Here is a 21245-nt window from a genome sequence, read left to right on the forward strand (position 1 = left end):
CGGCGTTCTCCAAAGTGAACGCCGCTTGTTTTCACATTGACTCTAACAAAGGTTTGGCATCTTGAAATGAGAGGTTATGCGCCCTTGCTACAGCTTCATATGTCACATAACCGTTCAATGTATTCATGCCTTTTAACAGCGCTGGATGATCAAGACATGCTTGACGATACCCTTTATTGGCAATTTGCAGCGCATACGGCACGGTGACATTTGTCAGGGCAAAGGTGGACGTGCGTGGAACAGCCCCTGGCATATTAGCAACCGCATAATGAACAACGCCATGCTTCGTATAAGTTGGATCACTATGGGTCGTGACACGATCGGTTGTTTCAAAAATTCCACCCTGATCAATGGCAATATCAACGACAACCGAGCCGGGAGACATGGTACGAATCATCTCTTCGGTCACTAGCTTTGGCGCTTTTGCTCCTGGGATGAGTACCGCTCCAATCACTAAGTCCGAGTCTTGAACCGATGCAGCAATATTATACATATTTGACATCAGCGTCGTAACGTGGTCGCCAAATAAATCATCAAGCTGTCTCAGGCGCTCCGGATTCACATCAATAATCGTGACTTCTGCGCCGAGTCCCACTGCCATTTTGGCTGCATTCGTTCCAGCCACGCCTCCTCCAATAATCGTCACCTTTCCTCGTTTGACTCCCGGCACACTTCCTAATAAGATTCCCTTTCCACCATGCGGCTTTTCTAAAAATTGCGCACCAATTTGCACCGACATTCGGCCAGCCACTTCACTCATCGGCGTCAACAGCGGTAAGGAGCCATTAGCAAGCTGTACGGTTTCATAGGCAACCCCGACTACTTTGTGATCAATAAGAGCTTTCGTTAATTCAGACTCTGCTGCCAAATGGAGATATGTAAATAAAATTAAGTTTTCTCGAAAATATTGATATTCCTGGGGAAGCGGCTCTTTTACCTTCATCACCATTTCTGCCGCCCAAGCATCTTGAGCCGTTTTAACAATCGTAGCTCCCGCTTTTTCATATTCCTCATCTAAAAATCCTGACCCTTCTCCAGCGCCTGCTTCTACATACACCTCATGCCCCGCTTGAACGAGCGTCATCACTCCAGCTGGGGTCATCGCCACACGATTCTCATTGTTTTTAATTTCCTTCGGCACACCTATTTTCATCATCAACCGTCCTCCTCCATTACGAGCGCTGTCGTAATTTTTTCTTAAAAAAACCGCACCAAGAAAGTATTTCCATCTGTACTATATATAGAATGGAATGAACGCTGGAAAATTATTCACATTAACGATACCGATGAATGACATCCATTCCTCCTGTCACTTCAATAATGGAGCCTGTAATCATATCCGAATCTTCTTCACATAAAAATGCAATCATCCGGGCTATATCTTCTCCCGTTCCTGAACGCCCTATAGGCGTCATCTCATCTCTTTGCTTTCTTGATTCCGCAATGGTCGCCTCTTTCATATCCCCTAATATGTTCCCAGGACAAATCATATTGGCTGTAATTCCATATTCCGCTTCCTCTACCGCAATCGTTTTGGTTAAGGAAACAAGTCCAACTTTCGCGGCACTAAATGCAGAACGGTGAAGCCAGCCTGGTGCATTTGCTGCTCCTTGAAAGCCGTACGTAATAATGCGGCCAAATCCTTGGTTTCTCATAATTGGAATCGTTTTTTTAAACAAATGAAAAACGGCGCTCAAATTTCCTTCGATCATCTCATACCATTCTGCTTCACTATAATCTGCTAGCTTTTTTCGTTCGAAAATATAAGGCCCGGCATTATTAATTAAAAAATCGATACGGCCGAATTTCGCTAGCGCTTGAGCAACCAAATGATGTAAATCTTCTTTTTTTGTAACATCCCCCTTCACGAATTGCAGCCGTTCAGAAACATGAGCATATTTTTGTTGAAGTGAATGGACGGCAGCTTCATCGCTTCGGTAGTTTACGGTTACCGAGTATCCTTTTTCAAGCAGCACCTCCGTCACCTTTCGTCCCAATCCTTTTGCACCAGCTGTTATGAGGGCATGTCGCACTCGAAAAACTCCTCCCCATAAACAAGTATCTAATTTTACTTTACTACAATCCCAAAAGAAAAAACATCCATTATACTTATCATACCATGAAACACACCCAGCATCAGGCGACAGACAAAATCAAAATTGATTTTGTCTACCATTATTGCGTTCAGTGATTTTGATTTTTTCCTATCAGGCTCAGGCTGCTCAAAAATGCTTGGTAGACAAAGAGCGGAGCCAAGCGAAGACGCGAATGGAACAAAAGAAGTTCATGAGCGGGACAAGCGAGGCCGGTGACGCAGGATAAAAGCGTTTGCCAACAATCTAAAGCCATCATGGCGTATATACGCCATGATGGCTTTTATCATTCTCCTATCTCTCTTTGTGGTTGATAATGCGGTTGCTCTTGTTCAATGCCATCACTATGATAAGCAGACATGATTTGTTCGCTAATTTCTTGCGCTACCTCTTCATCATCGTATAAATTCCATTCATTGTTCTTCTTTTTATCCTCCATGCCTGTCACTCCTTTTTCATAAAATTGTTATGACAGCTCTAGTTTTCCTAGTTTTCTATATGATATACTTCAATTAGAACTAACATTTCTATCCAAAAGGGGAGTGGGGAAACATGACAATGACGTATAAAACGATTGTTGTCGCTGTAGATGGCTCTCAGGAAGCTGAATGGGCGTTTAAAAAAGCGATCCAAATCGCCAAACGCAACGAAGCATCCTTGATTTTAACCCACATTATTGATATTCGCGCATTTGCTGCCGTTGAAGCACATAGCCAATCAGTAGTGGAGCGTTCTGAGCAATATGCAAAGGAACTGCTAGAAAACTATAAGCAGCAAGCTCTAGAAGCTGGAATTGAACATGTCATTGTCGACATTGAATTCGGTTCTCCAAAAATAAAAATCGCCAAAGACATCGCTCCAAAACACAAAGCAGACTTAATCATCTGCGGTGCCACAGGATTAAATGCTGTCGAGCGTTTATTGATTGGAAGTGTTTCCGAGCATATTACTCGCTATGCCAAGTGCGATGTGTTAGTTGTCAGAACGGAAAAAGAGCTTGGGGAAGTATAAAATAGTCCGTAGTGTTATATAGAGATTCGGGTTGAAAAATCGACATAAAGAGGAAGCGACGGGGCTTTTGCTGAAAAATCCATCTGTATTTGTATAGCTGCGACCGGCTTCTCCAACATTGCTCCTTAAGTAAACAGATGATGAGTCGATTTCGACAGCAGGTCACACTTTGACATGACGCAAGCTGATCGAATCAATGATTTATGAAAAAAGATGATAGGCAAAAATCAACTTTGTCCATCATTTCCTTTTGATTTGTTATCCCATTTATCAACACTCCAAGACCGATCCACCTTTTGTGGATCGGTCTTGTTTATTCGTATCGCTTTTTTTCACTCAACCGTTTTTTCGCGTTGGCCACTGCTTTGCGCACTTCGGCAAACCCCGTCCCTCCAGCGCTGTTGCGCCGATCCACCGCCGTGTACGGATTCAGCGCCTCGTAAATATCAGATTCAAACAAAGGTGAAGCTTTTTGATACACCTCAAGCGGCAAGTCAGCTAAAAATATTCCTTTTTCAATGCATGTTAAAACAAGCTTTCCTACAATTTCATGCGCTTCGCGGAAAGGTACTCCTTTTGCCGCCAAATAGTCAGCAAGCTCTGTCGCGTTTGAAAAATCTTGCTTCGTCGCCGCTTCCATAGCCGCCACATTCACCTTCATCGTTTCAATCATACCGGCAAAAATTTTTAATGAGCCCATAACGGTTTTGACCGTATCAAACATTCCTTCTTTATCCTCTTGCATATCTTTATTATAAGCAAGCGGTGTCCCTTTCATGACCGTTAGCAATCCAAACAAGTTGCCATATACCCGCCCCACTTTTCCGCGTATGAGCTCTGCCATATCGGGATTTTTCTTCTGCGGCATAATGCTGCTTCCTGTGGCAAATGCATCATCCATCTCGACGAATCGAAACTCTTGGCTCGACCAAAGAATCAATTCCTCACAAAAACGCGATAGATGCATCATCAACATCGAACTGTTGCTTAAAAATTCAATAATAAAATCTCGATCGCTCACCGCATCGATGCTATTTTCATATATTCCATCAAACCCCAGCAATTCAGCGGCATACTCGCGATCAATGGGAAAAGTCGTTCCGGCCAACGCTCCCGCTCCAAGAGGCGACTTATTAATGCGTTTTAAAGATTCAGCAAAACGCTCATAGTCGCGCTCAAGCATCCAAAAATAAGCAAGCAAGTGATGAGCAAATGAAACTGGCTGCGCCCGCTGTAAATGTGTGTATCCTGGAATTAATGTTTCAATATGTTGCTCTGCTTTTTCAACAAGCACCTTTTGCAACTCTTTCATCAGATCCATCATTTCTGTAACACGTTTACGCAAATAGAGATGCATATCCGTTGCGACTTGATCGTTGCGGCTTCGTCCAGTATGCAATTTTCCGCCCACATGACCAATTTCATCCATCAGCATCTTCTCGATATTCAAATGAATATCCTCATATGCAACAGAAAACTCCAGCTGACCCTGTTTTGCTTTTTCTAAAAGCGCAAGCAAACCAGCCTTGATGATCTCGACATCATCATTGGGCAAAATGCCGCATTTCCCAAGCATCGTCACATGTGCAATGCTTCCTTCAATATCTTCTTCAACGAGCTGTTGATCAAAAGGGATCGACGCACCGAACTCGTCGACCCACTCTTCTGCTGTTTTTGTAAATCGTCCGCCCCAAAGCTTTTTCACACATTCACCTTCTTTTTGCTGTTCACGATGCTGTGTACTTTCGTTGGCAAGCCAAATAGGGAGATAAAGCCGACAGCTGCTTGATGATCAAATTCATCTTCCGCTGTGTATGTCGCCAGCTTTTCATCATATAGCGAAAACTCCGATTTTCGCCCTTCAATGATGGCATGACCTTTAAACAATTTGACGCGCACAATTCCTGTGACATTTTTCTGCGTTTCATTTAAAAATGCAACAAGCGCATCTTTCAGCGGTGAAAACCACAAGCCGTTATAGATGATTTCCGCTAATTTCTGCTCAATTAACGGTTTAAAATGAGCGACCTCCTTCACAAGGGTTAAATCCTCTAATTCTTTATGCGCCTTAATAAGCGTCATCGCGCCAGGGCATTCATAGACTTCACGTGACTTGATGCCGACAAGGCGGTTTTCAACATGATCAATCCGTCCAACTCCATGCTTACCAGCCAACGCATTAAGCTCCAAGATCAATTGAGCAAGCGAATAATGCTTTCCGTTTAGCGTTTTTGGAACTCCTTGCTCAAAGCCGATCTCGATGATCTCTGGAACATCTGGCGTATCCTCTAATGCCGCTGTTAACTCATAAGCTTCCTCTGGCGGAGCGGCCCAAGGATCTTCGAGAATACCGCATTCATTGCTTCTTCCCCATAAGTTTTGGTCAATAGAAAACGGGCTATCTAAATCAATTGGAATCGGAATACCGTGCTTTTTCGCATATTCAATCTCTTCTTCGCGTGACCAGCTCCATTCCCGAACAGGAGCCACTACTTCCAAGTTCGGGTTCAGCGCCTTAATCGACACTTCAAAACGAACTTGGTCATTTCCTTTTCCTGTGCAGCCGTGAGCAACCGCTACCGCACCTTCCAACTCGGCAATTTCAACTAGCTTTTTTGCGATTAATGGACGCGACAGAGCAGAGACAAGCGGATATTTTCCTTCATAAAGCGTATGAGCCTGCAACGCTACGAGCGCGTACTCGTTGGCAAATTCCTCCTTCGCGTCGATAACATATGATTGGATAGCGCCAACCGTTAAGGCTTTGCTTTGCACAAAATCGAGATCTTTTCCTTCGCCTACATCTAAGCAGCACGCGACAACATCATAGCCTCGCTCTTGTAACCACTTAATAGCAACCGATGTATCTAAACCGCCGGAATAAGCTAACACAATTTTTGGATTAGCCATTATGATTCCCCTTCCCTTGATATACATAAATATACTTAAAACTAAATAAATATTCAAAAATCCACATTACCAATTTATCAGCTTTTATGATTTTTTTCAATAGTTATTCAACAAAAAGTATAAAAATACTATCCTTTTCTCTCTTGTTGCCCGCTTATGCTTTTTTGTAAAATAAAAGGAAGAAAGCGAGGGAGAGAGATGAACGCTTACTTTATCCATGATCAGCGGCTCGGTATTTCGTTGCCTTCACTTGATAAAGAGTGGGAAGAATATAGCGAAAAAGAGCAGCACGAAATCTTATTGGAATGGGAAAAAATCCGCGGAACGATCCCTGATCGGATCGCTGAACTCGAACAAATCATCAATCATAAGCAGGAGCAATTAAGCGATGAAAATAATTTTACCCGTTCATGCCAGCTTAACTTTGAAATTGCCGAGCTTGCTTCTGTCATTAATGACTTATGGATTTGGTATCGAATGAACCAAACGGTATCAAAGCAGGTGCATCAATAAAAGAACGAATCGGAGAGACAGAAACATTCATCCCTCTCCATTTTTTTATTTTTGTAAAATATATTGAATATTTATTTTTTTCATATTATTATTTGTATATTAACTTTCACTAATTGAAGCAACAGAGGGGGATTTATATGGAAAAGACGGCATCATACACTTCGCTAATCGAATCTTTTTCTTGGGATGATGTATTTAAGCATTATGATTGGAATCCGAAGGAATACTTTAACGTCGCCCATGAAGTTTGCGACCGCTACGCAGACGATCCGCAACGCATTGCATTATTTTATGAAAACCATTCGGGAGAAAAGCGAATCATTACATATGAAGAGCTTCGCAACTGGTCCAATCAAATGGCCAATGTCTTTCGCAAAATCGGGATTAAAAAAGGGGATCGGGTTTGCGCGCTTTTGCCAAAAAACCCTGCATTAGTCGTCTACATTCTCGCTGCTTGGAAAGTTGGCGCCGTTTATGTGCCGTTATTTACTGCCTTCGGTCCGCAAGCGGTCGAATATCGGATTAATAATTGTGAGGCAAAGGCGATCCTAACGAATCGAGAACAGCGGGCAAAGCTGCCGACAAAAGATAAGGCGCCTACACTTGAGCACATCTTTGTCATAGATGGCCCTACTGAACCTCATGATTGGGATTTTTGGGAAACGCTTTCAAAAGAATCTAGCGATCATGTAACGGAAAAAATGACAGTCAACGATTTATTAGCGATTCAATATACTTCCGGCTCTACTGGAATGCCAAAAGGAGCGATGTGGACACACAACCTTTTAATCAATATCTATCCGTATATGCGCTATGCTGTCGATTTACGGGATGACGATATTTTTCTAGGAGGAGCTGACCCTGGCTGGGCCTATGGTCTAATCTTTTGCACCTTTGCACCAATGTGCTTCGGCGTGCCAATCGTCCTATATGAAGGGCCGTTCAAGGCAGAAACATATTACGAATTAATGGAAAAATACGGTGTTACCAATTTCGCATTTGCACCGACCGCTTATCGAGCGATGGTAGCGGCTGGAGAAGAACTAATCACAAAGTATGATATTCGTGTCCGTGCGATGAGTTCTGCCGGTGAGCCGCTCAATCCTGAAGTCATCCGCTTCTTCCAAAAAAATTTAGGGGTCACCGTTCATGATCACTACGGATTGTCTGAAACATTGATGCTCATTGGCAACTTCAACTCTCTCGATATGGACATATTGCCGGGATCGATGGGCTGGGCGCTGCCGGGATTTGAAGTGGCCTTGCTTGACGATCAAGGACAAGAAGTACCAACGGGTGAAGTCGGACAAATTGCGTTTCATACCCATTCGATTCCAAATGTTTTCCACGGTTACTGGAAAGATCCTGAAAAAACGGCGCAAAGAATGATCGGTGATTGGTTCCTGACTGGAGATTTGGCGCTGAAGGATGAAAATGGATACTTTTGGTTCCAAGGGAGAGCAGATGATATCATTTCCAGTGCCGGATACCGCATCGGGCCCTTCGAGGTCGAAAGCTCGCTGATCGAGCATCCAGCTGTGGTAGAAGCAGCTGTTGTTGGAAAGCCCGACCCGCTTAAAGGAGAGATTGTAAAAGCCTTCGTTGTATTGGCAAATGCATATGAACCTACCAAAGAATTGGCCGAAGAATTATCTTTATTTGTTAAAAATCGCTTATCTAAACATGAATACCCGCGCGAAGTGGAGTTTGTAGCAGAACTTCCTAAAACATCAAGCGGAAAAATCCAACGCTTCATCCTTCGCAACCAAGAAATAGAAAAACAAAAAAACGCTTAATCAGATAAAAAGGGGCGTCTATAAGCTGGAGAATCGGCTTATAGACGCCCTTTTATCTTTTTATGATTTTCCACTTTCATAGATGTTGATTTTCTGGACAGCCCATCGCGGTGATAGCAAAATCGAACTGCCTAAGATAAACAAGTGAGGCAAAAGAAGCAGGATCAAAACATTTATCGACAGTCTGAGCGCCCGCTTCAGTGAATAAGCCCGTTTTTTCTCATGCATCCTTTCTTATTTCCCTGACAACATGCGGCAATTCCGGCAATATTAATTTCGTCATCGCCAGACGAACAGCTCCCGTCGAGCCCGGCGTCGCAAAAATGGCTGTATCATTTGCCACTCCGGCGATGGCGCGTGACATCATAGCGGCAGACCCGATATCTTCGGTGTAGCTGAGCATCCGAAACAATTCGCCAAAACCAACGATTTCTTTATCAAGAATTTCTTTCATCGTCTCAATCGTCACATCGCGCTTGGCGATTCCTGTTCCGCCGTTTGTCAAAACGACGTCGATCTCCGGATGCCGGCACCCGGCTAAGACCGCTTGGCGAATCTCTTCTTTTGTGTCTTTGACGATTTCATAATCCACGATCTCATGTCCAGCTCCTTGAAGCAGCTCAAACATCGCTTTTCCGCTCTTATCTGTCTCCATAGTTCTTGTATCACTGATCGTAATAATTTTGCATTTTACCACTTTCGGTGCTTCCTGTTTATGCTCAAATACAGCCATAACAAACTCCTTTCTTTTTTATCACTTCTAGCATTCGGCTTATAGCTCATGCGGTTGAAAAAACGAGTGGTTTTTTCTAAGTGTGATAAGATGGAACACGAAACCATATCGCATGCTCAGTCTAAGAGATTCATGACACTTGCAATCAATCCAGCTCATTCACTTCCGTTCATCAGTCCCCTAGACTAGTAGCCACAAAATGGAATCATCCATAAAAAATCTTTGCTATCCTTTGGTACTAACCAACCATTCCTTTATATTCTCCATCATATCATTCAAAATCCTTTTTCCTAAGGGCTATGTTATAGTGGGAGAAACGATTTTTAGGATGACACGGTTCCAAAGCAGCAAAAAGTGAACGACAAACCTTTCCTTTTCATTCATAATAGCCATATTGTCCATAAAGGAAGGATTGCGGGTAATGAAAACAGCTACGATTGTAAATCAGCTGTTTCTCAATTAATGTCTATATTGAAAAAAGCCAGACGTTGACGTCTGGCTTTTTTCTTATACATAGGCAATATCCGCTAAGCGAACAACATCGCGAGCGATCATGACCTCTTCATTCGTTGGAATGACTAATACTTTTACTGGAGAGTGAGGATAGCTGATAAACGCTTCTTTACCGCGCACTTTATTGAGCGACGGATCCCAGTAAACGCCCATAAATTCAAGGCCGCGCAATACTTTTGCCCGCACGACATCACTGTTTTCACCAATTCCCGCTGTAAAAATGATGGCGTCCACACCGCACATGCGAGCCGCATAGGAACCAATATACTTGTGAATGCGATTGGCAAACACTTCAAGAGCAAGCTCAGCCCGTTCGTTTCCTTCCGCCGCAGCCTTTTCAATATCGCGCAAATCGCTTGAAAAACCGGAAACTCCAAGCATTCCACTTCTTTTATTTAAAACATCGATCACTTCTTCAGCAGTCTTTCCTGTTTTCTCCATGATATAAGGAATAAGCGCTGGATCAATATTTCCAGAACGAGTTCCCATCGCTACCCCTGCCAACGGTGTAAAGCCCATCGATGTATCAATTGATTTTCCGCCTTCTACCGCTGCAATGCTCGCTCCGTTTCCAAGATGGCAGGAGATTAAACGAAGCTGCTCAATTGGACGGCCCAGCAGTTCAGCTGCCCGCTGCGTCACATACTTGTGAGATGTCCCGTGAAAGCCATATTTCCGAATTCCAAATTTCGTATAATATTCATATGGCAGGCTGTATAAAAACGACTGCTCTGGCATCGTCTGATGAAATGCCGTATCGAACACCGCTACTGCTGGGACGTTTGGAAGTATTTCTTTAAATGCTTTCACACCAATAATATTCGCTGGGTTATGCAAAGGCGCAAGCTCGGATAACTCTTCAATTTCCTTTAGCACTTCATCCGTGATTAAAACAGAATCGCTGAACTTTTCGCCGCCATGAACAATGCGGTGGCCTATTCCATCGATTTCTTCAAATGAGTGAATGATCTCGAAACGAATGAGTTTATCAAGCAGCATTTTAACAGCAACGGCATGATCAGGAATTGGTGTGACCTCCTGCACCTTTTCTCCGTTTACTGTAATGGTAAACGCGGCATCTTCAAAGCCGATTCGCTCGACTAATCCTTTCGTTAATACGGTTTCGCTAGGCATATCAAACAATTGAAATTTCAATGATGAGCTGCCTGCGTTAATCGCAATAATTTTCGACATCTCCGATAAACAACTCCCTTATATTCAGAAAATAGTCCTTTGTTACTTGATAATAAAGAATGAATACAGATGAATTCTTCTCCATTTTACGATTCGTTCAACTATAGTTTCAAGCATTTCTCATGATTGTAATCGTTTGCAGAAAATATGTTTTTATATTCCTAAAATTTTAAATTGAAGCACGCGATGATATGCTTGGTAGGTGTCGTCCGAACCATCTCCGTGCTATTTAAGCCATTTCTCTCTGGACGGTGGAAGCAGCATCCATTCTATGATGGATCAACCATAAAAAAACGCCCGGATCGCGCTTCCGAGCGTTTGTCATAAGCTTCATATTTGGCAAATATACATTCACAACGGCTGGCCTTTTCCTTTCGTCACGCGGCTGCGTGACGAAGGTGGAACAAGACACAAGACTGCTTTCAGACTCATTCATGGTTCTGTGAAGTGGACTTATTCAGCCGCCCCACCTTCGAAATTGGATCACCTGCCATCAAGCTGGAACGCGCCATGCTCAACTAGCATCACGTGTATGGATGATCGAATTTTTATAGCCCCTGCTTTTCTGTTGTGAACCATTCGTCGATTTTATGCATCATTCCCTGCATCGCCTGCTTATTTGAAAAGCTAGGAAGCTCAGCAAGCAAGGCTTTTTTAGGAGGCTTTACGCTGCTGCCTTTCTTTTGCAAAATAAAAATGCTTTTGGCCGCCTGCTCATTTTTGAACATCGAAAGCGGGAGCTGCAACAATCCTTGTACTACCGTGTATTCTTTCACAAACGAATGGAGCTTGTCCGCTTGATCGCTAGTAAACAACGAATTGGGAATTAAGAAAAATAAATAGCCTCCTTCTTTCGTATAAGAAACGCTTTGCTCAATAAATAAATGGTGGGCATACGAATGCCCCTTTTCTGCTTTCAATATAAAGCGTGAGGCATTATCATCATTTGGATAATAGCCAATAGGCAAGTCGCACACAACCACATCCACCGGTTCAACAAACAGCGGCTGCAGGCTGTCTTGATTAAAAAAGTGGATCGAATGCTTTTGCAAATTTGCGTTGACATAAGCCACCTTCATCAGTAAATCGTCAATGTCGCCCCCATAACTTTTTACTTGTTTTTCTGGCAGATGGTTCAGCACGGCTGTCAGCAAATTCGCGGTTCCAACCGCAGGATCGAAAATCGTAAACGCAAAGTAGCGGTTCATAAATTTGCCGACTAAATAGCTGAGGAATAAGCTAACAGCGTCTGGAGTCATTTGATGATGGGGCTGCGTATGTTCCTTCATTCCTTTTAATACAGCCAGCTGAAAGGCTTTACGAATTTCTTCATTTGTGAAGCGTTCGAGCTGAATTTGCCGATATTCGTTTTTCAATCGCTTCCTATTCAGTTCGCTAACTTCTTCCTGCAGAACATCGCCATAAAAAAAATTTTCTCCTGTTTCTGCTACAGCTTCTAAGTATGTACACCGCAGCTCTTCCTGCAAAATAACCGCTGTCTGATCGAACAGCGAAAACAAGCGTTCAATTGGTGAATGCATCATTGTTCCCCCTCTTTTATGGGTATCTAATCTTTTATTGTATGAGCGATCGTTTTTCTTTGCAATGAAAAAGACCCCGAAAGCCAATCGAGGTCTTTTCTTCTCTTCATTATTTTGCTGCTTTAGCTGCTTCAATAGCCGCTTCATAGTTCGGGTGGTTGGTTGCTTCTGAAACATACTCGACGTATGTGACCGTGTCGCTGCTGTCAACAACGAATACGGCCCGAGCAAGCAAGCGCAATTCTTTAATTAACACACCGTATGCTTGGCCAAACGAAGCATCGCGATGATCGGAGAGCACTTGAACATTCTCAATGCCGTTGGCTCCGCACCAGCGCTTTTGAGCAAATGGTAAGTCAACACTGATCGTCAACACTTTGACGTTATCTAACTTTGCCGCTTCTTCGTTAAAACGGCGCGTTTGCGCATCGCATACACCTGTATCAATGGATGGAATAACGCTGATGAGGCGAACAGAGCCTTTCGTATCCGAGAGCGTCACTTCAGATAAATCATTTGCCAAAACTTTAAAATTTGGAGCTTTGTCGCCCACTTTCACTTCATTCCCGATAAGCGTAACCGGATTTCCTTTAAATGTGATGTTGGCCATAAAAATTCCTCCCGTAAAAGTATGTATAGCGTAATCATACCGGGAATGAGAAAATTTTTCAACGATTTTGATTTCAATTAAATCCCTAAATCGTTTTTCCGTACTTCATGTCGTTCCTCTTCTTCCTTATTTCTTCGCAGCATATGCTGAATTTTCTCAATAACCTGTGGAGCGAAATCGAGAATTTTTTCATACAAATGTGTATTTTCATCAAGATGAAGCAGCTTTACCCCAGAAGAGTTAACAACTAAAAACGCGATCGGAGTAATGGAGACTCCACCGCCGCTTCCTCCTCCAAACGGATGCTCTTCGTTTGGCTTTCCGTTAGCAGACGAAACAGCTGTATTTGTGCCGTTTTGCTTCCCTTCAAGCATAAATTCGCTTCCGCCAGCGGCAAATCCAAATCCTACTTTTGAAACGGTCAAAATAACGCTTCCGTCTGGCGTTTCTACAGGATCGCCAATGATTGTATTCACATCAATCATTTGCTTTAAGTTTTCCATTGCTGTTGTCATTAATCCTTGGATTGGATGGTTGCTCATATACAAACTCCTCCTACTAGTAGCTTTCATTTGCCTGACGGCTGACGAATGATTTTAGTTTTAAACGATTACCGCGCCAATATTTCAAAATTCGTATTCCTGCTAACATAGCATACCCGATTCGAAAATGAATCATACATGTGATTTTTGTCTCTGAAACAGCTTTTTGGAATGAAGGAGTAATGGAGAGAAGCGGCTTTGTTTTTAATTTCATAAATTTGCTAACAAGTGCAACAACTCCATATTTCAACGTCCAGCCGATTCCGACAGCGATTCCCGTTTGCGCGGCATCACCTGTCCCGATGTTTGTACTCCATTCCAGCTTTGTCACCGACACACGGGCCATAAATTTTCGAATAATGACATGCAAATGGATGACGTGCCGGGCAAAGTCTCTTGTTTCTTTAAAACTATGAATAATTTCGCGCGGATCATATTTTTTTCTTTTTGCCGGGCTTTCGGAACGATGGTTCAGCTTCTCTTTATGCAAAAAAACGATTCCCGGGGATGACTCATCCACTTTAATTAAAGGAATAAGAATGGTATAGCGAATAAGTCCAAAAAATGTTTTGAATATAATCCGGCATTCATCATTATCTTGCGCATGTTGAAACAGAATCGTTATGGACAGCTTCATAAACAGAAGAATCAGCAAAAAAAGGATAATGATAGAGATGATGATGATAGCTATCACGATTCGCACTCCCTTTCATCCTATCATTGTCACCATATTGCAAAAAAATAAACCTGCTTGCGCAGGTTACTCATGAATAACGGTCGTATCAGCAATTTGATCATGCAAACCTTGTTTTTTCTTAGAGAACGCCACAAAAAGAAAGCCGATAAATAAAATAAACTTAGAAATAAACTTGCCGACAACTTCACGAAATAAGACCGTTAGCCATGTTAAAGGCCGATCGTTTAAATTCGCCACTTTCAAGCCGAAAACCATCTTTCCCAATGTTTGTTGAAAATATTTCGTCATGAGCACAAAATAAGCATAAAACGTCACAGCTGTAGCTACAGCGATCGGAGAAAACATACTTGTTTCCTCTGATGAAAGATGAAGCCATTGAAAAAAAGGGTACACAATCAAACGATTAATGCTTCCTATAATAAGCAAATCAAATAAATAAGCCCAAAAACGCATCCAAAATCCAGCATAGCGGATGATCGGAACAGTTGCCATGACCGCTTCTTCTTCAAGGTGGGCATTTTCTTCTACCATCACTTTCCCTCCTCCTACTCCACATATAAATACATCAGGCGCGGCGATTTCGGTTTTGAAAACAATTGGACAAGTTCAAGCTCTTCAACATGATTGGATGTGAAGGCCGGTGCCAGCATGTGAAATAGCGATGCGAGGCCAGCATTATTTGTATATTTTATAACTTGTGCTCCTTGTAAATGGTAATCCCTTTTCATGGCTGCAATTGTGTCATCTAAGTACCCAAATTCATCAATCAGCTTTAACTGTTTAGCTTGGCGACCATCGTAAATGCGGCCATCTGCAATTTTACGCACCTCATCTTCCGAAAGATGTCTGCCTTCGGAGATGACTTTGACAAACCCGTCATAAGAATTGTTAATAAGCGACTGTAAAATTTTCTGTTCTTCTTCTGTCATTTTCCGAGACGGGCTCATAATATCTTTGTAAGGTCCGCTTTTGATCGTTACAAACTCCACTCCATATTTTTTTGCCAACTCTTCATAATTCACATTTTGCATAATAACCCCGAGCGAACCTGTCATGGTTTCAGGACTTGCGAAAATTTTATCCGCTGCCGTAGAGATATAGTATCCTCCTGAAGCAGCCATCGCTCCCATCGATACATAAACCGGTTTTTTCGTTTCTTTCCTTAATTTCAGAAGCTGGTCATGAATTTCTGCGCTTTCTACCACTCCGCCGCCTGGCGAGTTGACACGCAGCACGATCGCTTTCACTGTCTCATCCTCTTTAGCCTGCTCAATCATTTGCAAAAAACTGCGATGATCGTAGCCTGCTGAAGAAAATAAAGAGCTTGCTGTATCTCCTTCTTCAATAACCCCATTTACTTCCAGTACCACAATTTTCTTCGCTGTATTTCCTTCCTCCAGCACTTCTTCCTCAAAATTTTGATTGCTTAAAGCCAGCCATTCTTCTGACCATTTCCCTACATCCTTAGTCATAAATGATGTAATTACGCTGACTAGCGATGAAATAACAAATAGAACAACAGCGATCGCCAAAGCGATCCATCGCTTGCGGTTCATCTTCATTCCCCCTTTACAAATCATTTTTTTCATAAAGAAATAAGTGGTAAACTATATGTACGATTTATTTATTTTACCATAATTATCGATGAACTAAAATATGGCAAACTGGAGGATGGATGATGGAACAAAGGCGAAATCACTTGTACTTTTTCTATAAACACGATGAACAACTGAAGAAGCAAGTTGAACCTCTGATCAAAATTGCAGAACAAAATCATTTCGTTGTAGTGGATGACCATCGAAAAGCAAATATCATTGTCAGTATTGGGGATGACGGCTCGTTTCTTCAAGCGGTACGACAAAGCGGATTTCGGGATGACTGTTTATATGCCGGCATTTCTACTCTGCCATCACGTGGGTTTTATTGCGATTTTCATATCGACGATACAGACCATATGGTGGAAGCGATGACGCATGAGCAAATTGAGGTGCGTAAATATCCTATTATTCAAGTAACCATTGATGATACAGCATCCTTTTTTTGCTTAAATGAATGCTCTATCCGTTCCGGAATTATTAAAACATTTGTGATGGATGTATTTATTGACGATTTGCATTTTGAAACGTTTCGGGGCGATGGAATCATTGTCGCGACTCCGACAGGAAGCACTGCTTACAATAAGTCCGTCAATGGAGCGGTCGTTGATCCTCTTCTGCCGTGCATTCAAGTCAGCGAACTTGCTTCATTGAATAATAATCGCTACCGCACGCTAGGTTCTTCTTTTATTTTAAGCGGTCAACGAAAATTAACATTAAAAATCTCTCCAGATGGAAACCATTATCCTATCATTGGCATGGATAATGAAGCGTTAAGCATTCAACATATTGAAAAGATTGAAATTTCTTTAAGCAGCCGCATCGTGAAAACGGTTCGTTTAAAAGATAATTCATTCTGGGAAAAAGTGAAACGAACATTTCTTTAAGCATAAAATCACCTTGCTGTAAAAAACGTTTTTGTCGTTGACAAAATCGTTTTTCAGCAGTCTGAAAAGGCTGATCTCATTTTTGAGATCAGCCTTTTTATTGAAAATGCTTTATCTTTCTTCAAAAGATCGATCTGTTGATGTCGAGCTGCTTCGCTATTTTTGCTGTGCTAGCTTCATTTCCCGCTCCCGTAGTTCAACACGGCGAATTTTTCCGGACGTCGTTTTAGGCAATTCTTCAATAAACTCAATTTTGCGAGGATACTTATATGGTGCGGTTAGTTGCTTAACATGCTCCTGCAAAGCTGGAATAAGCGACGGATCGCTCGCATCCACGCCTTCACGCAGCACAATAAACGCCTTCACGACATGTCCGCGTATCTCGTCTGGGCTGGCAACAACAGCGCACTCTTTGACAGCTGGATGCTTAACAAGCGCGTCTTCCACTTCAAAAGGTCCAATCGTATAGCCCGAGCTGATAATAATATCGTCACCGCGGCCTTCAAACCAAAAGTAACCGTCCTCATCCTTTTTCGCTTTGTCTCCCGTAATGTAATAATCGCCGCGAAACTGCATGGCTGTCCGTTCAGGATCTTTATAATAATGCTTAAACAGAGCCGGTGTTTCAATATGAACCGCAATATCTCCTACTTCTCCAACTTGACAAGGCTCCCCATTTTCATTAACAATCTCGACACGATTCCCCGGTGTCGGTTTTCCCATGGAACCTGGCTTTATTTCCATTCCCTTCATCACACCAACAAGCAGCGTATTCTCTGTTTGTCCATATCCGTCGCGTACTTGTATGTTAAAATGCTTGGCAAATGTATCAATCACTTCCCGATTTAACGGTTCTCCAGCAGATACGGCACTATGCAAGTGCGGCAACTGATACTGGCCGATTGTCGGCACTTTTGCCATTAAGCGATATTCCGTTGGCGTACAGCAAAGAACATTGACTTCATATTTGCTTAAAAGCTGCAAATACTTTTCTGGCTCAAATCGTCCGTAATAGACAAATCCCGTTGCTCCTGAACCGAGCACCGATAAAAACGGGCTCCAAATCCATTTTTGCCATCCAGGTCCTGCCGTCGCCCAAACAACATCATTCTCTTCAATACATAGCCAGTTCTTTGCTGCCGTACGTAAATGGGCATAAGCCCAGCCGTGCGTATGGACAACCCCTTTTGGATTTCCTGTTGTCCCCGACGTATACGATAAAAATGCCATATCGTCACGAGACGTATTGGCTGCGAATAATTCACCGCTTTGCGATTCACTTAATTTCATCAAATGAATCCAGCCTTCCTCTTCGCGATCGCCAATGACAAATTTCAAAATGCCGTCCATATGTTGAATGGACCCAAACTGTTGGACATATGGTTCATAAACGATCACAGCCTTAACCTCTCCATGTGACATACGATACTGCAAATCTTTTGTGCGCAACATTTCTGAACTTGGAATAACGACGGCCCCAATTTTTAATGCTGCTAAATAAGCTTCATACGCTTCAATTAAGCGCGGTACCATAATCAAAACCTTATCTCCTTGATGAAGACCCGCAGAAAGTAAAGCGTTTCCAATTTGATTCGTTCTTTTGAGAAGCTCCTCATACGTAATTTCCTTTTTATGCCCTTCTTCATTCTCCCATTTTAACGCGATTCTCTCAGGAGCTCGCTTGGCGTGTGCCTCAATTTCAGAAGTTAAATTATATTGCTTAGGCGCAATTAAATCTTCACGGTTCATTCTCCTCATCCCCCCACTTCTTTTCTCAAAGTAAATTATACAAAACAATTAGAATTTTTTGAATAATTTTTTGAAATAATAAAGGCGGGAAAAATTCCCGCCTTCATAGCCATAATATTTAATTAAAATTGAGTAGGGTGTGCTCCACTTAATTGTTGTTGCGCCATAGCAACAAGACGTTTTGTAATTTCTCCACCAACAGAACCGTTAGCACGAGAAGTTGTGTCAGCACCAAGATTTACGCCAAATTCTTGAGCGATTTCATATTTCATTTGGTCAAGAGCTTGTTGAGCTCCAGCCACTAACAATTGATTAGAGTTGTTATTGCGTGCCATGTGTTTTCACCTCCCTTGTATCTATAGAGTGTGTGAAAACACAGCGAATCATGCGTTTAGATTTTTGGTAATTTTTATATACAAATCCTATGATATGCACATGCTATAGATGAACCTCCCCCACCCCCACTTGGTTTAGAGGTGGGAGGCTTCTTGGAGGAGTATGTTAAAATAAGTTCTCAAACTCATCAGCTGACGTAAACGCCTCATCAATGACCAATGTTTCTGTGTTGGCGACCGCCGTTTCAATAAGTGGCTCTAAATCGATAAAGCTTTCATAGTAAGCCACTTTTTCTCGCTTCGGTCTTGTTTTTGGTGAGCTTGGAGTAAAAATGGTGCAGCAATCCTCATACGGCAAAATAGAAATATCATGTGTATCAATTTTTCTCGCTAGTTCAATAATTTCCGTTTTATCCATTGAAACGAGCGGCCGAAGCACAGGCGTTGTTGTCATATCATTGATGACAAACATGCTTTCAAGCGTTTGGCTTGCTACTTGGCCAAGGCTTTCCCCCGTCACAATCGCTAAGCCATTATGTTTTTTTCGCAATAAATCGGTGATTTTTAGCATCATTCTTCTTGATGAAATAAGCGAATAACCATCTGGTACTTGGCGATGGATGGTCTGCTGGATATCTGTAAACGGAACGATATGCAGCTTGATTTTGCCGCCAAACTTCGTGAGTTTTTTAACTAAATCAATCACTTTTTGCTTGGCTCGTTCACTTGTAAACGGCGGGCTGAAAAAATGGACGGCTTCAATTTCTAGCCCCCTCTTCATCGCTAAGTACCCGGCAACTGGACTGTCAATTCCTCCTGATAACATGAGCATGGCTTTTCCGCTCGTGCCCACTGGAAGACCGCCCGCTCCCGGAACATCATGACATGTTACATACGTTCCATCTTTTCGTACTTCCACGCGAACATGAATGTCTGGCTGATGAACGTTCACCGTCAAATTTTGCGTATTTCGCAAAATGTGGCTGCCAATTTCATAGTTAAGCTCGCTGCTTCCGACTGGAAACTGTTTATCCACTCGTTTAGCACTTACCTTAAACGTTTTTCCTTCATATTCATTTTGTTGAACAGCCGTTAATGCCGCTTCTCGAATCTGCTGGATCTCATTTTCGCATTTGATGGCTAAGCTGAAGGATTGAATTCCAAATACCGTTTTTAGCTGTTCCATAACCTTTTCATGTGGTTCACCATTCAATAAAATGTACATCCGGTCTCTCATGTATTCAATTTTTATATTTGAAAATGAGGCTAATTTTTTAGCAATATTTTGCTTCAAACGGACAACGAAACGATTGCGGTTTTTCCCCTTTGTCGACATTTCTCCGTAGCGGATTAAAATACGATCATATTTCATGTTCTCTACCTCGTCACTTCTTTTAATTTTTGAATGGCGTGTTGAATGGCGTGAATCGCCACAGGAATTTCTTCCAGCTTATTTTCATATGATAGGCTAATCCTTACAGCGCTTTCGGCTTTTTGTTGATCCACTCCCATGGCCATCAACGTTTTGCTCGGTGTGCGCTTTTTCGAGGAACAAGCCGATGTTGTAGAAACAAAAATATGTTGTTTTTCCAATTCATGCACAAAAACCTCAGATTTTAAGCCATTAAGCGAAAAGTTAATAATATGAGGAGCGGAATGCTCAGCAGGCGTATTCAGCTGAATATCTGCTATTTTTGCTAATTCTTGTATCCAGCGTTCTTTTAGAGCGAACAAATAAGCTGCTTTTTGTTCAAAGGCAGCAAATGACAAACGTAGCGCTTTTGTCATCGCCACAATCGCTGCGACATTTTCAGTGCCTGAACGCATTTGTAGTTCTTGACCTCCCCCTGCTAAAAGAGGAGATAGACGAATGCCGTTGCGAAGGTATAAAATTCCTGCTCCACGTAAACCATGAAATTTATGGGCGGACATCGTACATAGATCGATATGCGCCTTTTTTAAATCAAGAGGAACTTTTGTCACTCCTTGTACATGATCAACATGAAACACGATTTTCGGATGTTGCTTAAGCAGCTGACCAATTTGCTCAATCGGCTGGATCGCTCCCACTTCATTATTAACATGCATGACGGAAACGAGAATCGTCTCTTCGCGAATCGCGCGAGCCAGCTCGTCTATGTCTATGATCCCTTTTTCATTCACCGGCAAATAGGTTACTTCAAATCCCATTTGTTCAAGCTGTCTGCATGGCTCAGCCACTGATGGATGTTCAATCATTGTTGTAATAATATGGTTTCCACGCTGGCGATACTGGATCGCAGCACCTTTAATGGCAAAATTATTGGCTTCTGTTCCTCCAGACGTAAAAATGATTTCATTCGGTTTAACCCCTAACAAAAAAGCCGTCTGTTCCCTTGATTGCTCAAGCAGCCTTTCCGCTTTCATTCCAAGCTCATGAAGTGAAGAAGGGTTGCCAAAATATTTTGTAGCAACCGTCATAAATGAATCGATTGCTTCAGGAAATGGCTTTGTTGTAGCGCTATTGTCCAAATAAATCACGGCGGC

The 21245-nt window shown here is 42.3% G+C and carries 21 protein-coding genes; 4 read left to right on the plus strand and 17 right to left on the minus strand.

Annotated features, from left to right (window positions below; all coding sequences use genetic code 11):
- Positions 1 to 31 precede the first annotated feature (31 nt).
- From ald to AT864_RS18070, 3 genes are all read right to left on the minus strand, one after another.
- Complete coding sequence (gene ald, locus AT864_RS03420; RefSeq protein WP_066146579.1) at positions 32 to 1153, minus strand: alanine dehydrogenase; 1122 nt, start codon at positions 1151 to 1153, stop codon at positions 32 to 34.
- A 121-nt stretch (positions 1154 to 1274) separates the two neighbouring features.
- Positions 1275 to 2033 carry an SDR family oxidoreductase gene (locus tag AT864_RS03425; RefSeq protein ID WP_044745935.1) on the minus strand — a complete coding sequence of 253 codons (759 nt, stop codon included), beginning with the start codon at positions 2031 to 2033 and terminating at the stop codon, positions 1275 to 1277.
- Positions 2034 to 2379: 346 nt separating this feature from the next.
- A complete protein-coding gene (locus AT864_RS18070) occupies positions 2380 to 2532 on the minus strand; it encodes a hypothetical protein (RefSeq protein ID WP_183186514.1) in 153 nt (50 codons plus the stop codon).
- Between the two features lie 113 nt (positions 2533 to 2645).
- Here AT864_RS18070 and AT864_RS03430 point away from each other — a divergent pair, with 113 nt between their 5' ends.
- Positions 2646 to 3104, plus strand: coding sequence for a universal stress protein (locus AT864_RS03430; protein ID WP_066146442.1), 459 nt, complete (start codon positions 2646 to 2648; stop codon positions 3102 to 3104).
- Positions 3105 to 3417: 313 nt separating this feature from the next.
- On the opposite strand, the gene argH is transcribed toward AT864_RS03430, so the two are convergent.
- Entirely contained in the window at positions 3418 to 4809 is a 1392-nt protein-coding gene (gene argH, locus AT864_RS03435; protein ID WP_066146445.1) for an argininosuccinate lyase, read from the minus strand.
- Positions 4806 to 6014: an argininosuccinate synthase gene (locus AT864_RS03440; protein ID WP_066146447.1), complete on the minus strand. Its 1209-nt coding sequence runs from the start codon at positions 6012 to 6014 to the stop codon at positions 4806 to 4808. The genes argH and AT864_RS03440 overlap by 4 nt, the downstream gene beginning before the upstream one ends.
- Positions 6015 to 6212: 198 nt before the next feature.
- Between AT864_RS03440 and AT864_RS03445 the strand changes: the two genes are divergently transcribed.
- Both AT864_RS03445 and AT864_RS03450 read left to right on the plus strand, forming a co-directional pair.
- Complete coding sequence (locus AT864_RS03445) at positions 6213 to 6527, plus strand: hypothetical protein (protein ID WP_044745931.1); 315 nt, start codon at positions 6213 to 6215, stop codon at positions 6525 to 6527.
- Positions 6528 to 6664: 137 nt separating this feature from the next.
- Positions 6665 to 8323 (plus strand): acyl-CoA synthetase, encoded by a 1659-nt coding sequence (locus tag AT864_RS03450; RefSeq protein ID WP_066146450.1) that lies wholly within the window; start codon positions 6665 to 6667, stop codon positions 8321 to 8323.
- Between the two features lie 220 nt (positions 8324 to 8543).
- Here AT864_RS03450 and AT864_RS03455 read toward each other — a convergent pair whose 3' ends face one another.
- From AT864_RS03455 to sppA, 8 genes are all read right to left on the minus strand, one after another.
- Complete coding sequence (locus AT864_RS03455; RefSeq protein ID WP_066146453.1) at positions 8544 to 9056, minus strand: molybdenum cofactor biosynthesis protein B; 513 nt, start codon at positions 9054 to 9056, stop codon at positions 8544 to 8546.
- A 507-nt stretch (positions 9057 to 9563) separates the two neighbouring features.
- Entirely contained in the window at positions 9564 to 10763 is a 1200-nt protein-coding gene (locus AT864_RS03460; RefSeq protein ID WP_066146456.1) for an acetate kinase, read from the minus strand.
- 548 nt (positions 10764 to 11311) lie between these two features.
- A complete protein-coding gene (locus AT864_RS03470) occupies positions 11312 to 12304 on the minus strand; it encodes a class I SAM-dependent methyltransferase (RefSeq protein WP_066146462.1) in 993 nt (330 codons plus the stop codon).
- A gap of 109 nt (positions 12305 to 12413) precedes the next feature.
- Complete coding sequence (tpx, locus tag AT864_RS03475) at positions 12414 to 12914, minus strand: thiol peroxidase (RefSeq protein ID WP_066146465.1); 501 nt, start codon at positions 12912 to 12914, stop codon at positions 12414 to 12416.
- A 77-nt stretch (positions 12915 to 12991) separates the two neighbouring features.
- A complete protein-coding gene (gene ytfJ, locus AT864_RS03480) occupies positions 12992 to 13456 on the minus strand; it encodes a GerW family sporulation protein (RefSeq protein WP_044745925.1) in 465 nt (154 codons plus the stop codon).
- A gap of 16 nt (positions 13457 to 13472) precedes the next feature.
- Complete coding sequence (locus tag AT864_RS03485) at positions 13473 to 14159, minus strand: DUF2953 domain-containing protein (RefSeq protein WP_231734579.1); 687 nt, start codon at positions 14157 to 14159, stop codon at positions 13473 to 13475.
- Positions 14160 to 14216: 57 nt separating this feature from the next.
- Positions 14217 to 14645 (minus strand): RDD family protein, encoded by a 429-nt coding sequence (locus AT864_RS03490; protein ID WP_369815484.1) that lies wholly within the window; start codon positions 14643 to 14645, stop codon positions 14217 to 14219.
- A 53-nt stretch (positions 14646 to 14698) separates the two neighbouring features.
- Positions 14699 to 15709 carry a signal peptide peptidase SppA gene (gene sppA, locus AT864_RS03495; protein ID WP_044745923.1) on the minus strand — a complete coding sequence of 337 codons (1011 nt, stop codon included), beginning with the start codon at positions 15707 to 15709 and terminating at the stop codon, positions 14699 to 14701.
- Positions 15710 to 15831: 122 nt separating this feature from the next.
- Here sppA and AT864_RS03500 point away from each other — a divergent pair, with 122 nt between their 5' ends.
- The gene (locus tag AT864_RS03500) at positions 15832 to 16635 is read left to right on the plus strand and encodes an NAD kinase (protein ID WP_044745922.1); all 804 of its coding nucleotides are present in this window, start codon (positions 15832 to 15834) and stop codon (positions 16633 to 16635) included.
- Positions 16636 to 16791: 156 nt separating this feature from the next.
- Here the strand turns inward: AT864_RS03500 and mbcS are convergent, their stop codons facing one another.
- The 4 genes from mbcS to AT864_RS03520 all read right to left on the minus strand — a co-directional run bounded on the left by mbcS (position 16792) and on the right by AT864_RS03520 (position 21239).
- Positions 16792 to 18384, minus strand: coding sequence for an acyl-CoA synthetase MbcS (gene mbcS / locus AT864_RS03505; protein ID WP_066146471.1), 1593 nt, complete (start codon positions 18382 to 18384; stop codon positions 16792 to 16794).
- A 122-nt stretch (positions 18385 to 18506) separates the two neighbouring features.
- A complete protein-coding gene (locus tag AT864_RS03510; protein WP_044745920.1) occupies positions 18507 to 18719 on the minus strand; it encodes an alpha/beta-type small acid-soluble spore protein in 213 nt (70 codons plus the stop codon).
- Between the two features lie 166 nt (positions 18720 to 18885).
- Positions 18886 to 20091 (minus strand): tRNA uracil 4-sulfurtransferase ThiI, encoded by a 1206-nt coding sequence (thiI, locus tag AT864_RS03515; protein WP_066146474.1) that lies wholly within the window; start codon positions 20089 to 20091, stop codon positions 18886 to 18888.
- Between the two features lie 5 nt (positions 20092 to 20096).
- The gene (locus AT864_RS03520) at positions 20097 to 21239 is read right to left on the minus strand and encodes a cysteine desulfurase family protein (RefSeq protein ID WP_066146582.1); all 1143 of its coding nucleotides are present in this window, start codon (positions 21237 to 21239) and stop codon (positions 20097 to 20099) included.
- Positions 21240 to 21245 lie beyond the last annotated feature (6 nt).

The organism is Anoxybacillus sp. P3H1B (assembly GCF_001560855.1).
GTDB lineage: Bacteria > Bacillota > Bacilli > Bacillales > Anoxybacillaceae > Anoxybacteroides > Anoxybacteroides rupiense.